The organism is Bradyrhizobium centrolobii (assembly GCF_001641635.1).
In the GTDB taxonomy this organism is placed as follows: Bacteria; Pseudomonadota; Alphaproteobacteria; order Rhizobiales; family Xanthobacteraceae; genus Bradyrhizobium; species Bradyrhizobium centrolobii.
Genome location: NZ_LUUB01000074.1, coordinates 284 through 13122, shown reverse-complemented (window position 1 = coordinate 13122; position 12839 = coordinate 284). Strand labels below are relative to the sequence as shown.

Genomic DNA, 12839 nt, shown 5'->3' with positions numbered 1-12839 from the left:
CCGGCCCGGATGCCGCCGGGCCGGAGGCCTCGGCGCATGACGCGGGGCCATAACAATCACAATGTCCGCCACCGGCCAGACCACGGGCACCGAATCGTCCGGCCACAACTGGATCGCCAACCAGCCCTATCTCCTGCTCAGCATCACCGCGCTGTGCTGGGCCGGCAATGCCATTGTCGGACGGCTCGCCGCCGGCCACATCCCGCCGGTCACGCTGTCGTTCCTGCGCTGGTCCTTCGCCTTCCTCTTGGTGCTGCCGTTCGCCTGGAAGCATCTGGTGCAGGACTGGCCCGCGATCCGCGAGAAGCTCGGCCTGATGATCGTGCTGTCGATCACGGGCATCGGCGCCTTCAACACGCTGCAATATTGGGCGCTGGAGCACACCCAGGCCCTCAATACGCTGCTGCTCCAGTCGGCCGCGCCGCTGGTCGTGGCGCTGTGGTCGCTGGTCATCCTCGGCGTCCGCCTCACCGCGGCGCAGGCCTTCGGCGTGCTGCTCTCGATGTGCGGCGTGCTGACGATTCTCCTGCACGGCGATTTCACCACACTGTCGAACATCGAGTTCAACAAGGGCGATCTCATCTTCGTCGTCGCACTGATCTTCTTCGCGCTCTATTCGGTGCTGACCTTGAAGCGGCCGCCGATGCACGGCCTGTCGTTCCTCGCCTTCACTTTTGGCGCCGGCGCCGCCTGCCTCGTGCCGCTGGAGATCTGGGAGCTGTTCGCGCGGCCGGTGATGAAGCTCGACGGCCCGAACCTCCTGACGCTGTTCTACGTCGCGGTGTTTCCCTCGACGCTCGCCTATCTCTGCTTCAATCGCGGGGTGCGGCTGATCGGGGCCAATCGCGCCGCACCTTTCTTCCATGTCGTGCCGGTGTTCGGCTCGATCATGGCGATGGCCTTCCTCGGCGAGCGCCCGCAGGCCTTCCACTTCATCGGCTTCGCGCTGGTACTGTCCGGCGTGTTCGTCGCCTCGCGCAGGCAGACCACTTAAGGCCGCTTTCAGATATAGCGCGCGGCGCCCATGCAGAGCGCGGCGATGCCGAGCAGGCCCGCCGCCACGCGTTGCGCGGTCGCGATGCGCGAACGTGCGTCCGCCGGATCGCCCGCGCCACGGCGCAAGGTCAGGACCGCGCGGGGCCCGATCGCCGCCTGAACGCCAACTCCGATCAGTGCGCAAACCGCACCAAACGCCAGCACCTGCTCGGTCGTGCCGAAACTGCCGGCATGAACGAGGTGGCCAAGATAGCCGCCGGTCAGAATCGCGATCGTCGCCGCGCCAAGCTGCGGAAAGACGAGTTGCTCGCCGCCCGCTCCGCCGGTGCGCGCCAGCGCCAAGCTTGATCCGGCCCAGAACACCGACGACAAGACATGAAGCGACAGGGCGATCACAAGAGCAGTCTGCATGGCAAGCTCCAAACCGGCTTCTAAATTGGATATACAATATGTATAGTCAATACGTCAAGATGAAGGCAAGGCGATGCCGAAGCGCAGCTATGTGAGCCCGGCGCGGGCGTCGGCGGCGGCGGAAACGCGCGAGCGCATCATCGCGGCCGGCGCGCACCTGCTGCGGAAGGAAGCGAGCATCGCCAACTTCTCCCTCGACGTGGTGGCGAAGGCCGCCGGCGTCACCCGGCTGACCGTCTACAACCAGTTCGGATCGCGGCGCGGGCTATTGGAGGCCGTATTCGACGATATCGCGCGACAGGGCGGGCTGTTCGAGCTTACTGAAGTGATGTCGATGGCGGACCCTCGCGCCGCGCTCGACCGCGTCGTCGCGATCTTCTGCGGCTTTTGGGCCCACGACCCCGCGATCGGCGGGCTCAACCAGGCGATCGCGACCGATCCCGAGTTCGGCGAGGCGCTGGTTGCGCGCAACGAGCGGCGGCGCGAGCTGCTGACGGAGCTCATCACGCGCATCACCGAGAAACGCGCAGCAAAGCTGTCCGTGCAGGACGCGGTCGACCTGATCTTCGCGCTGACGTGCTATCCGACCTTCGCCACGCTGCGCCCGCAGCGCTCGACGGAGGAGGTCTGCCGGCTGTTGCAGACGGCGTGCCACGCAGCTGTGGATGCGTTGACGCTGGAGGCGCGCGGAAGCGCGGAGCGGAAGAAGTAAGTGTCACGACGAGGACGCTTCATCTTCCTTCTAGAAGGTGGCGCGAAGCGCCGGATGAGGGGTCTCTTTCCGCGAATCCAAATCGAGAGTGATGCTCGCGGATAGAGCCCCCTCACCCGTCTCGCCGCTGTGCGGCGAGCCACCCTCTCCCACAAGGGGAGAGGGTAAGATCGCGCCGCGCGACCTTGATCTCGCTATGGCGCGTCAACTCGTCCTGAACTTGCTGTACGCTTCTTTCGTCGCGATGATCACATGCTCGGCGCAGGCGTTGCGGCGGTGCGGGTCGGCCTCGGTCTCGTAGGCCTGTGACGTCATCATGTCGAGGAAGGCCGCCACTGACGGATAATAGACCAGCGCGACGAAATCCCACTCATTGCCCTGGTGCGGGCCGAGCGCGATGGCCTTGGCCTCGCCAGTCCAGAGCAGCGTGCCGCCGCGCCCCTTGATCATCGGCACGGTGATCGCGCTGTAGCGCAAGTACGCGTCCCAGCCGGAACCATCGCCGTCGCGCGAGCGCTCGTTGAAGCGCATCAGGTTCAGCATCACCACCGGCGCATGCTGATCGAGCTCCTCCAGGCCTTCGATGTTCAACATATTAACCGCCAATGACACCTCCTCAGGTATGCTTGCATTGTAGCATTGCGACGGCGTGACTTGTGCCGCAACGAGAATCCGGCACAAGCTCGCATCCGACGCCAATGACGATTGCTTCGCCCGCGCCACCGGCCTCGAATCCGGCCAGTTGGCTCAATAATCAGCCTTATCTGCTGTTGAGCCTGAGCTCGCTGTTCTGGGCCGGCAACATAGTGCTCGCGCGCCATGTCGGCGCGCACGTGCCGCCGCTGACGGTGACCACGATCCGTTGGTTCGGCGTGTTCCTGATCCTCTTGCCGTTCGCCTGGCCGCATCTGAAGCGCGATTGGCCAAGCTTACGCAAAAGCCTGCCGCTGATGCTGTTCCTGTCGCTGGTCGGCTTTGCCTTCAACAACGCGATCTCCTACTGGGCCCTGCAATACACCGAGGCGCTGAACGCACTCCTGATCCAGTCGGCCGGGCCGCTGTTCGTGGCGCTGTGGTCGCTGGTGCTGTTCGGCGTGCGGCTGACGGCTGGGCAGCTAGGGGGCATTGCGATCTCGCTCGCGGGGGTGCTGATCATCATCCTGCGCGGCGACCTCGCGGCGCTCGCGAGCATCACCTTCAACAGAGGCGACATCATGTTTGCCGCTTCGCTCGTGGCGTTCGGCATCTACTCAGCCTTCATTCCGCGCCGGCCGAAGGTTCATCAGCTCTCGTTCCTGTCCTTCACCACCTGCTGTGGCGCGATGATGCTGCTGCCCACAGCGGTCTGGGAAGCCTGGAGCGGCAACGTCCTGCAATTCGATACGGTGACGCTGGCGACGCTCGCCTACATCCTGATCTTCCCGTCGACGCTCGCCTATCTCTTCTTCAACCGCGGCGTGGCGCTGATCGGACCGAACCGCGCCGCACCGTTCTTCCACCTGGTGCCGGTGTTCGGCTCGGCGATGGCGATCCTGCTGCTCGGCGAGAAGCTCCAGCCCTTTCATTTGATCGGCTATGCGCTGGTGCTCGCAGGCGTCGTGATCGCGTCGCGGCAGGGGTCGGCGGTCAAGTAAATTCCGTGCCGCGGAGCTCGCGAAATCTCATATCGAAAGCAAGCGACAAGACGCGCCTTCCTCTTTGGCCTTCGAGCAGCTAGGTTCCCCGCCAACGAAAAGAGGGAACGTCCGAACATGCTGTCATCGCTGAACCGCGTCATCCACACCGTCGGCGCGGCTGCGCTGTGTCTTGCCGCCGCATTCGCCGCGCGGGCCGACAATTATCCCAGCCGCAACATCACGCTGGTGCTGCCGTTCGCGGCCGGCAGCGGCACCGACACCACGACGCGGCTGATCTCGCAGCATCTGTCGCAGGCGCTCGGTGTCGGCATCGTCATCGAGAACAAGGCGGGCGCCAACGGCATGATCGCCGCGACCTATGTCGCGCGCGCCGCACCCGACGGCTACACGCTGCTGGTGACCACCAACACCACGCATTCCGCCAATCCCTATCTGCTCAAGAGCCTGACTTACGATCCCGTCAAGGACTTCACGCCGGTCGCGCGCACCGGCGACCTGCCCTTCATGCTGGTGGTCCATCCCGATGTGCCGGCCAAAACCGTCGGCGAGCTCGTCGCCTACGGCAAGGCCAATCCGGGCAAGCTGAGCTACGCCTCGGGCTCGTCCTCGGCGATCGTGTCGGGCGCGACCTTTGCGCACAATGCCGGGCTCGACCTGTTGCACGTACCGTACAAGAGCTCGCCGCCGGCGCTCAACGACGTCATGGGCGGCCGGGTCTCGATGATGTTCGTCGACATCCTGACCGGCCTTCCCCACGTCAACGGCAACGCGCTGCGCGCGCTCGCCGTCACGACCAAGGACCGCTCGCCGCTGGTGCCGCAACTGCCCTCCATGCAGGAAGCCGGCGTGCCGGACTTCGACATCTCCTCCTGGCAGGGCTATTTCGGCCCGGCCGGCATGCCGAAGGAGATCGTGGCGCGGCTCAACGCCGAGATCAGGAAGATCGTCGAGAAGCCGGAGATCAAGGCCCAGCTCGCGACGCTCGGCATGGATGCCTTCTCCGGCACGCCGGAAGAGCTCGGCACCTTCGTCGGCGAGCAGCTCGTGTTGTGGGAGAAGCTGATCCGCAACGCCGGGATCGAGAAGCAGTAGGGAGCCACCTAGGATGCTGTCATCGCCCGCGAAAGCGGGCGATCCAGTATTCCAGAGGCAGCGCAACTTGAGCTGAGAGGCCGCAGCGTACTGGATGCCCCGCTTTCGCGGGGCATGACAACAGTGACTCAGGCCGCGCGCACCTTGGCGAGGAAGCCGTCGACGGCGCTGCGCAGCGCGCCGGACTGGTTGTCCAGCTCGCGGGCGCTGGAGAGCACGTCGGTGGCCGCGCTGCCCGTCGCCTCCGCAGCGGAGGTGACGCTGCCGATATGGGCGTTGATCTCGCTCGAGCCGGCCGCGACCGACTGGATGTTGCGGGCGATCTCGCGGGTGGCCTCCCCCTGCTGCTCGATCGAGGCAGAGATGCCGGCGGTGATCTCGCTCATCTCGGCGATGGTCTGGGTGATGCCGGCAATCGCCGCGACCGCATCGCTGGTCGAGGTCTGCATCGCCGCGACCTGGGCGGAGATCTCCTCGGTCGCCTTGGCGGTCTGGTTGGCGAGCGCCTTGACCTCGGAGGCGACGACGGCGAAGCCTCGGCCGGACTCGCCGGCGCGCGCCGCCTCGATGGTGGCATTGAGCGCCAGGAGGTTGGTCTGTGCCGCGATCGAATGGATCAGCTTGACCACCTCGCCGATCTTCTCGGCACCGGAGGACAGCACCTGCACGGTGGTGTTGGTGCGCTCGGCATCGCTGACGGCGCGGCTCGCGACCTCGGTCGAGCGCGTCACCTGGCGGGAGATTTCCGCAACCGAACTCGACAGCTCTTCGGCGGCGGCTGCGACCGTGCCGACATTGCCGGAGGCCTTTTGCGAGGCGGCGCCAACGGTCGCCGCGCGCGAAGAGGCGTCGCTGGCGGTCGCGGTCATCGACTGCGCCGTGGTCTGCATGCCCGCCGCGGCCGAGGAGACCGAGCGAACGATGCCGTTGACGCTGCGTTCGAAGTCGTTGGCGATCTCTTCCATCGCGCTGCGACGTTCCGCTGCGGCACGTTCCTTGGCTTCGCCCTCGGTCTTCTCGATCTCGCGAATCCGGACCGCGTTGTCCTTGAATATCTGGACGGTAGCCGCCATCCCGCCGACCTCGTCGCCGCGGCCGACGCCGGGGATGTCGCCTTCGAGCTTGCCGTCGGCGAGCTCCTTCATGCGGGTGCCGAGCAGCGCCAGCGGTCGGCTGATGCTGCGGCCGAGCAGCCAGGCGATGCTGCCGGCGATGATCACGATGCCGAGCATGGCGAGGCCGAGCAGCCAGTAGACCGGGCCCATCTTCTCGTCGATGTCCTCAAGATAGGCGCCGGTGCCGAGATACATCTCGAAGCCGGGCACCGCGACGGCGTAGCCGAGCTTGCGGATCGGCTTCTCCTGGCCGGGCTTCACATATTCGTAGAAGAGCAGGATATCGCCGTTGGCCCTGACGCCATCCATGATCTCGCGGGAGAGCTTTCGCCCGTTGGTCTCGACGTCCATGCGATTGGTGCCGATCTGCTTCGGATCGGGCGCGAGCTGCGTGATGCCGTCATAGGTGGTGCCGAACAGATAGCCGGAGCCCCTGTCGTAGGTCATGGCGTTGCCGTAGCGGCGGAGCTCCGCGAGCGCAGCATCCTTCGTCATTTCACCGGCATTGACCCGCTTCATCAAGGTGGCCGCGTAGGTGCGGGCCACTTCGACGATGGCCTTGGTCTGGTCGATGCGCGCGTCCAACATTGCGCGTTTCATCAGATAACCGGCGAGAACCCCGGAAATGCACAGGCCGAACAGAGTGACGCCGACAAGAATGCCGAGCTTGGGGGCGATCTTCAGATTGCTCAACTTCACGGTGAGGCTCCGAGGCAAAAGGGATACGGGCACGCGAGTCAATCGATACAAATTGAAGCAACTTCTAGTGTGAGACCCATTAGCAACCTGTTACGGCCGGCTCCGTAAAAGCCCGGATCGCACGTGGAAAACCGACCTTATCAACCGCGTCCGACAACCGAGAATTGTACGCGATCGCCGCGATTTCGCGTAAAAGACGCAAAGGCCCGTCACGAAGGCCGGGTCACAACAAAAACCGACAAACCAAATCGGAGCAGGACATGCCGAAATACAGGGTGGTGACGCCGAAGGGCGCGAGCTTCACGGTCGCGGGCAGCGATTATTCCTACGAGCGCGAGGCGCTCGATCCGATCGATGCCGAGATCGTCGAGGCGCCGGCGAACGAGGCCGAGTTCATCGCCGCCGCAAAGACCGCCGACGCCATCTACGCCAAGGGCATCCCGATCACCAAGACCATCATCGACGCGCTGGAGAGCTGCAAGGTCATCACGCTCGGCTCGGTCGGCGTCGACAGTGTCGATGTGAAGGCGGCCACCGCGCGCGGCATTCCCGTCACCAACATTCCCGACACCTTCATCGAGGAAGTCGCCGACCACGCCATGATGCTGCTGCTCGCCGGCTTCCGCCGCCTGGTCGAGCAGGACCGGATGGTGCGCACCGGCCGCTGGGCCGAGGGCCGCCCTGCGCTGCTCAAGATCCCGCGGCTGATGGGCCAGACCCTCGGCTTCATCTCCTTCGGCCGCGTGGCGCGTGCGGTCGCGAAGCGCGCCGCACCGTTCGGTCTGCGCATGATGGCCTACGATCCCTTCATCCAGGAAACGCTGATGTACGATCACGGCGTGATGCCGGCAACGCTGAACGAGGTGCTGTCGCAATCCGACTTCGTCTCGATGCACGCGCCCGCCCGGCCCGAGGTGCATCACATGCTGACCGAAAAGCATTTTCGGCAGATGAAGAAGGGCTCGATCTTCATCAACACCGGCCGCGGCGCCACGGTGGATGAAGAGAGCCTGATCAAGGCGCTGCAGGAGGGCTGGATCGCGCACGCTGCCCTCGACGTGCTGGAGAAGGAACCGCCGTCGCACAACAATCCCCTGCTCGGGATGGAGAACGTGACCCTGACCGCCCATGTCGCCTCGGCCTCGGCACGGTTCGACGAAGCGCGCAAGCGCCGCGTGGGCTACGAATTGTCACTGGTGCTTCAGGGCATGTGGCCGGTAAGCTGTGTCAATCCGTCGGTGCTGCAAGACACCGCGCTCCGCCGCTGGCAGCCCGTCAGCATGGACCGCGGGCCGAACAGCTAGGCGGCGGGCGCAAAACGCGCGGGAACACCGAAAAGACCCTTCACCGGCGATCAACGCCGGGAAGGGAGACAACAGGGAGGAACTGATGAGGAACGACCTTACGCGTCGTGACGCCTTGGCGCTGGGCCTATCGGCCGCGGCACTTGCCGCGACCGGTGCTGCGGCGCAAACAACGCCATCTCCAATCAAGGCCGCCGACGTTCCGGCGCCGAAGCTGCCGATCGAGAAGGGCGCAACCTTGCGCATGCTGCGGCCTGTGCGCTTCGTCCAGCCGGACGAGGACGTGTTCCGCGCCAACGCCAAGCGCTTCACCGACGCGACCGGCGTCGAGGTGAAGGTCGACTTCGTCGGCTGGGAGGACATCGCCCAGCAGACCGCGGTGACGGCGAACTCCGGCGCCGGCCCCGACATCATCATCGGCTTCTCCGACGCCCCGCATATCTATGTCGACAAGCTGATCGAGCTGACCGACGTCGCCGACTATCTCGGCAAACGTTATGGCGGCTGGCTGCCGCTGGCGCAGAAGTACGGCATGAAGAGCAAGAGCGAGTCCTGGATCGGACTGCCGTTCGGCGCCACCGCAGGTCCCCTGATCTACCGCAAGTCGATCCTGCAATCGGTCGGCTTCGACAAGGTTCCGGAGGATCACGCCGGCGTTGTCGACCTGTGCCGCAAGCTGCACAAGGCCGGCAAGCCGGCCGGCTTCGCGCTCGGCAATGCCAAGGGCGACGGCAACGGCTTCGCCAACTGGGCGCTGTGGTCGCACAACGCTTCCCTGCTCGACGAGGAGGGAAATGTCGTCATCAACAGCAAGGAGACGATCGCCGCGCTCAACTGGGTCAAGGAGCTGTACCCGACCTTCATCGCCGGCACGCCGTCATGGAACGACGTCAGCAACAACCGCGCCTATTCCTCGCAGGAAATCTCGCTGACCGCCAACGGTGTCTCGCTGTACTTCTCGCTGAAGAACGATCCGGCGACCCGCGCCATAGCCGAGGACAGCGAGCATCAGCTGCTGCCCAAGGGCAATGCCAAGATTTCGCCGATGGCAGGCCTGACGCTGAACGCGATGGTGTTCAAGCACAGCCAGTATCCCAACGCCGCAAAGGCGTTCCTGCAATACATGCTGGAGAAGGACCAGTACGAGCCGTGGCTCAATGCCAATTCCGGCTATTGGGCCCAGCCGCTGGCCGCCTATGCCGAGGCCAAGGTCTGGAGCGAGGATCCGAAGGTCAGGATCTTCAAGGACACCATGAACAGCACCTACTACGACGGCTACAAGGGGCCGATCTCCTCGGCCACCGGCGCCGTCAGCGCCGATTACGTGCTGGTGCAGATGTGTGCCGCGGTCGCGACGGGTGCGGCGACGCCGGAGCAGGCAGCAGCCGAGGCTGAGCGGCGCTGCAAGCGATACTTCCGGCGATAGCAACAAACACCGTCATTGCGAGGAGCGACGAAGCAATCCAGACTGCGACTGCGGAGACAGACTGGATTGCTTCGCTTCGCTCGCAATGACGGTGCGGTGACCGTCCAGAACAGGGCAACGACCTGATGTCCGTGACCACACTCTCCTCCCCCGCTCTGGCGCTGCGGCAGCCGTCGTGGCTGGTGCGGCTGTTCGACTACAAGCCGTTCCTGATCGTGATGTGCCTTGCGCCCGCGATCGGGCTGCTTGCCGTCTTCCTCACCTATCCGCTGGGCCTTGGCATCTGGCTCGCCTTCACCGACACCACGATTGGACGGCGCGGCGTCTATGTGGGCCTTGAGAATTTCCAGTATCTGCTCACCGATCCCCTGTGGTGGGGCGCGGTGTTCTACAGCGTGTTCTATACGGCGGTTGCGACCTTCGGGAAGTTTGCGCTCGGCTTCTGGCTCGCGCTGCTGCTCAACAACCATTTTCCGTTCAAGAGCCTGCTGCGCGCCATCGTGCTGCTGCCCTGGATCGTGCCGACCGTGCTCTCGGCACTGGCGTTCTGGTGGATCTACGATCCGCAGTTCTCGATCATCTCCTACCTCCTGGTCGACGTGCTGCATTGGCGCTCGGCCAACATCAACTTCCTCGGCTCGCCCTGGCCGGCGCGCTTCTCGCTGATCGCCGCCAACATCTGGCGCGGCATTCCCTTCGTCGCGATCTCGCTGCTCGCAGGGCTCCAGACCATCTCGCCTTCGCTCTATGAAGCCGCGATGCTCGACGGTGCCAGCGCCTGGCAGCGCTTCCGCTACATCACCTTCCCGATGATGATGCCGATCCTCGCCATCGTCATGACCTTCTCGATCATCTTCACCTTTACCGACTTTCAGCTCGTCTATGCCATCACCCGCGGCGGGCCGGTCAACTCGACCCACTTGCTGGCCACCCTCGCCTTCCAGCGCGGCATTGCCGGCGGCGAGCTCGGCGAGGGTGCGGCAATCGCGGTCTCGATGATCCCGTTCCTGGTGTTCGCGACGCTGTTCTCCTATTTCGGTCTCGCGCGCCGCAAATGGCAGCAGGGAGAGGGCAATGACTGACACCGTCACGCAGCCCGCCGCAGTCGCCAACTCCGCGCCTGACACCATGGCCTGGGATTCCGGGCTGCGGCGGATGATGATGATCTACCTGCCGCTCGGTTGCTTCGTGCTGATCCTCTTGTTTCCGTTCTACTGGATGGCGATCACCGCGTTCAAACCAAACGCGGAGCTGATGAACTTCAGGGATCACAACCCGTTCTGGATCACCTCGCCGACGCTTGCCCACATCAAGCATCTGTTGTTCGAGACTTCCTATCCGCGCTGGCTGAAGACGACGATGCTCGTCGCGATCGGCTCGACCACGCTGTCACTGTTCGCGAGCACGCTCGCGGCCTATGCGATCGAGCGCTTGCGCTTCCGTGGCAGCCCGTATGTCGGCCTCGGCATTTATCTGGCCTATCTCGTGCCGCCGTCGATCCTGTTCATTCCGCTCGCCACCGTCGTGGTGCAGTTCGGCCTGTTCGACAGTCCGCTGGCGCTGATCCTGGTCTATCCGACCTTCCTGGTACCGTTCTGCACCTGGCTCCTGATCGGCTATTTCAAGTCGATCCCCTACGAGCTCGAGGAATGCGCGCTGGTCGACGGCGCCACGCGGCTGCAGATCCTGCGGCGGATCACCCTGCCGCTCGCCGTGCCCGGCCTGATCTCGGCCGGCATCTTCTCCTTCACGCTGTCCTGGAACGAGTTCATCTATGCGCTCGCCTTCATCCAGAGCGGCGCCAACAAGACCGTGCCGGTCGCGATCCTGACCGAGCTCGTCACCGGCGACGTCTACCAGTGGGGCGCGCTGATGGCCGGATCGCTGCTCGGCTCGCTGCCGGTTGCGATCTTCTACTCGCTGTTTGTGGACTACTACGTGTCCTCGCTCACCGGCGCGGTAAAGGAGTAGCAAGCGCCTGCGGCGTTTGGCCCGCCTTCACAAAACTGCAATACGCGGTCCGCATAAGACGGCCTCCCTCAACAGGAGACGCACATGCGCGCGACTTTTCTTGCCTCCGTCGCAACAATCCTTCTCGCCACGAGCGCCGCGCTCGCGCAGAACGAAGGCGAATTCCCCGCCACGCTGACCGGCCACGTCGTGATGCCGGCCGAGTCCTTCATCGACGCGCCGGCGGATGCGCCCGCCGATCTCAAGACCTCGGGCAAATACACCACGGGCAAGCGCGTCGACGCGCTCGGCACCGTGATGGGCAAGTCCGCCGAGCGCCCGACCGGTGTGTCGCTGCCGTTCAAGGGCCAGCCGCTGCAGGGCCATTCCGGCATCAAGTCACTGGGCGACGGCACCTTCTGGGTGATCACCGACAACGGCATGGGCGCGCGCGCCAACTCGCCGGATTCGATGCTGTACCTGAACCGATACAAGATGGACTGGGCCAGCGGCAAGATCGAGCGGCTGGAGACGGTGTTCCTGCACGATCCCGACAAGAAGGTGCCGTTCCGCATCGTGCATGAGGACACCCAGAAGCGTTACCTCACGGGCTCCGACTTCGACACCGAGGGGTTCCAGATCATCGGCGACACCTTCTGGATCGGCGACGAGTTCGGCCCCTACATCCTGAAGGCCGACAAGACCGGCAAGATCCTCGGCGTGTTCGAAACGATCGCCGATGGCAAACCGGTGCGCTCGCCCGATCACTGGGCGGTGGCGACGCCGGGCGCACCGGGCGCGACCTACACCAACGTCAACCTCCGCCGCTCCAAGGGCTTTGAGGGCTTTGCGTCCTCGAAGGACGGCAAGTTCCTCTACGGCCTGCTCGAGGGCCCGCTGTGGGATGCCGACAAGAAAGACTGGGAGAAGGTCGACGGCAAGGAAGCCTCTCGCATCCTCGAATTCGACGTCGCTGCGGAAAAGTTCACCGGCCGCTATTGGCAGTATGTGTTCGAGCAGAACGGCAACGCCATCGGCGACTTCAACATGATCGATCCGAGCGCCGGCCTCGTCATCGAACGCGACAACGGCGAAGGCACGGCCGACAAGGCCTGCCCGCAAGGCGTGCGCGGCGAGAACTGCTTCCCCGACGTCGCCAAGTTCAAGCGCATCTACAAGATCGAGCTCACGGACGCCAATGTCGGCAAGCCCGTGCGCAAGATCGGCTATATCGACCTTCTAAAGATCAAGGACCCCGACAAGAAGGCGAAGAAGCCGCTCAATGACGGCGTCTACACCTTCCCGTTCTTCACCATCGAGAACGTCGATCGCGTCGACGAGACCCACATCATCGTCGGCAACGACAACAACCTGCCGTTCTCGTCCAGCCGCGATCCCAACAAGGCCGACGACGACGAGTTCATGCTGCTCGAAGTCGCCGACTTCCTGAAGGCGAAGTAGGACATCGGTCTCTCTTCAGCCGCCACAAACTCCGCC

General features: G+C 64.4%; 12 protein-coding genes. 9 read left to right on the top strand and 3 right to left on the bottom strand.

Annotation, left to right across the window (positions count from 1 at the left end):
- The first annotated feature begins 61 nt into the window (after window positions 1-61).
- Window positions 62-994: a DMT family transporter gene (locus AYJ54_RS23845; protein WP_063702657.1), complete on the top strand. Its 933-nt coding sequence runs from the start codon at window positions 62-64 to the stop codon at window positions 992-994.
- Window positions 995-1002: 8 nt separating this feature from the next.
- On the opposite strand, the gene AYJ54_RS23840 is transcribed toward AYJ54_RS23845, so the two are convergent.
- A complete protein-coding gene (locus AYJ54_RS23840) occupies window positions 1003-1407 on the bottom strand; it encodes a hypothetical protein (protein WP_063702785.1) in 405 nt (134 codons plus the stop codon).
- Between the two features lie 73 nt (window positions 1408-1480).
- Here AYJ54_RS23840 and AYJ54_RS23835 point away from each other — a divergent pair, with 73 nt between their 5' ends.
- Window positions 1481-2119 carry a TetR/AcrR family transcriptional regulator gene (locus AYJ54_RS23835; RefSeq protein WP_063702655.1) on the top strand — a complete coding sequence of 213 codons (639 nt, stop codon included), beginning with the start codon at window positions 1481-1483 and terminating at the stop codon, window positions 2117-2119.
- Between the two features lie 204 nt (window positions 2120-2323).
- On the opposite strand, the gene AYJ54_RS23830 is transcribed toward AYJ54_RS23835, so the two are convergent.
- Window positions 2324-2713, bottom strand: coding sequence for a DUF1330 domain-containing protein (locus AYJ54_RS23830; RefSeq protein WP_201724248.1), 390 nt, complete (start codon window positions 2711-2713; stop codon window positions 2324-2326).
- A 104-nt stretch (window positions 2714-2817) separates the two neighbouring features.
- Here AYJ54_RS23830 and AYJ54_RS23825 point away from each other — a divergent pair, with 104 nt between their 5' ends.
- Together AYJ54_RS23825 and AYJ54_RS23820 are read left to right on the top strand one after the other, a co-directional pair.
- Window positions 2818-3753, top strand: a complete 936-nt coding sequence (locus tag AYJ54_RS23825; protein WP_063702651.1) for a DMT family transporter — start codon at window positions 2818-2820, stop codon at window positions 3751-3753.
- A gap of 117 nt (window positions 3754-3870) precedes the next feature.
- Window positions 3871-4848, top strand: a complete 978-nt coding sequence (locus AYJ54_RS23820) for a Bug family tripartite tricarboxylate transporter substrate binding protein (RefSeq protein WP_063702649.1) — start codon at window positions 3871-3873, stop codon at window positions 4846-4848.
- A gap of 128 nt (window positions 4849-4976) precedes the next feature.
- On the opposite strand, the gene AYJ54_RS23815 is transcribed toward AYJ54_RS23820, so the two are convergent.
- Window positions 4977-6662 (bottom strand): methyl-accepting chemotaxis protein, encoded by a 1686-nt coding sequence (locus tag AYJ54_RS23815; protein ID WP_063702782.1) that lies wholly within the window; start codon window positions 6660-6662, stop codon window positions 4977-4979.
- A gap of 260 nt (window positions 6663-6922) precedes the next feature.
- On the opposite strand from AYJ54_RS23815, the gene AYJ54_RS23810 reads away from it, so the two are divergent.
- The 5 genes from AYJ54_RS23810 to AYJ54_RS23790 all read left to right on the top strand — a co-directional run bounded on the left by AYJ54_RS23810 (window position 6923) and on the right by AYJ54_RS23790 (window position 12803).
- On the top strand, window positions 6923-7966 hold the full coding sequence (locus AYJ54_RS23810; RefSeq protein WP_063702647.1) for a C-terminal binding protein: 1044 nt from the start codon (window positions 6923-6925) through the stop codon (window positions 7964-7966).
- A gap of 85 nt (window positions 7967-8051) precedes the next feature.
- Window positions 8052-9392, top strand: coding sequence for an ABC transporter substrate-binding protein (locus AYJ54_RS23805; RefSeq protein WP_063702645.1), 1341 nt, complete (start codon window positions 8052-8054; stop codon window positions 9390-9392).
- 125 nt (window positions 9393-9517) lie between these two features.
- Complete coding sequence (locus AYJ54_RS23800) at window positions 9518-10474, top strand: carbohydrate ABC transporter permease (protein ID WP_063702643.1); 957 nt, start codon at window positions 9518-9520, stop codon at window positions 10472-10474.
- Window positions 10467-11363 (top strand): carbohydrate ABC transporter permease, encoded by an 897-nt coding sequence (locus AYJ54_RS23795; protein WP_063702641.1) that lies wholly within the window; start codon window positions 10467-10469, stop codon window positions 11361-11363. The genes AYJ54_RS23800 and AYJ54_RS23795 overlap by 8 nt, the downstream gene beginning before the upstream one ends.
- An 84-nt stretch (window positions 11364-11447) precedes the next feature.
- Window positions 11448-12803: an esterase-like activity of phytase family protein gene (locus tag AYJ54_RS23790; RefSeq protein WP_063702639.1), complete on the top strand. Its 1356-nt coding sequence runs from the start codon at window positions 11448-11450 to the stop codon at window positions 12801-12803.
- The last annotated feature ends 36 nt before the right edge of the window (window positions 12804-12839 follow it).

Excerpts from the sequence above, each read along its gene's own strand:
- AYJ54_RS23845 (WP_063702657.1), top strand. The coding sequence starts at position 62 with ATGTCCGCCACCGGCCAGACCACGGGCACCGAATCGTCCGGCCACAAC.
- AYJ54_RS23840 (WP_063702785.1), bottom strand. The coding sequence starts at position 1,407 with ATGCAGACTGCTCTTGTGATCGCCCTGTCGCTTCATGTCTTGTCGTCG.
- AYJ54_RS23835 (WP_063702655.1), top strand. The coding sequence starts at position 1,481 with ATGCCGAAGCGCAGCTATGTGAGCCCGGCGCGGGCGTCGGCGGCGGCG.
- AYJ54_RS23830 (WP_201724248.1), bottom strand. The coding sequence starts at position 2,713 with ATGTTGAACATCGAAGGCCTGGAGGAGCTCGATCAGCATGCGCCGGTG.
- AYJ54_RS23825 (WP_063702651.1), top strand. The coding sequence starts at position 2,818 with ATGACGATTGCTTCGCCCGCGCCACCGGCCTCGAATCCGGCCAGTTGG.
- AYJ54_RS23820 (WP_063702649.1), top strand. The coding sequence starts at position 3,871 with ATGCTGTCATCGCTGAACCGCGTCATCCACACCGTCGGCGCGGCTGCG.
- AYJ54_RS23810 (WP_063702647.1), top strand. The coding sequence starts at position 6,923 with ATGCCGAAATACAGGGTGGTGACGCCGAAGGGCGCGAGCTTCACGGTC.
- AYJ54_RS23805 (WP_063702645.1), top strand. The coding sequence starts at position 8,052 with ATGAGGAACGACCTTACGCGTCGTGACGCCTTGGCGCTGGGCCTATCG.
- AYJ54_RS23800 (WP_063702643.1), top strand. The coding sequence starts at position 9,518 with ATGTCCGTGACCACACTCTCCTCCCCCGCTCTGGCGCTGCGGCAGCCG.
- AYJ54_RS23795 (WP_063702641.1), top strand. The coding sequence starts at position 10,467 with ATGACTGACACCGTCACGCAGCCCGCCGCAGTCGCCAACTCCGCGCCT.
- AYJ54_RS23790 (WP_063702639.1), top strand. The coding sequence starts at position 11,448 with ATGCGCGCGACTTTTCTTGCCTCCGTCGCAACAATCCTTCTCGCCACG.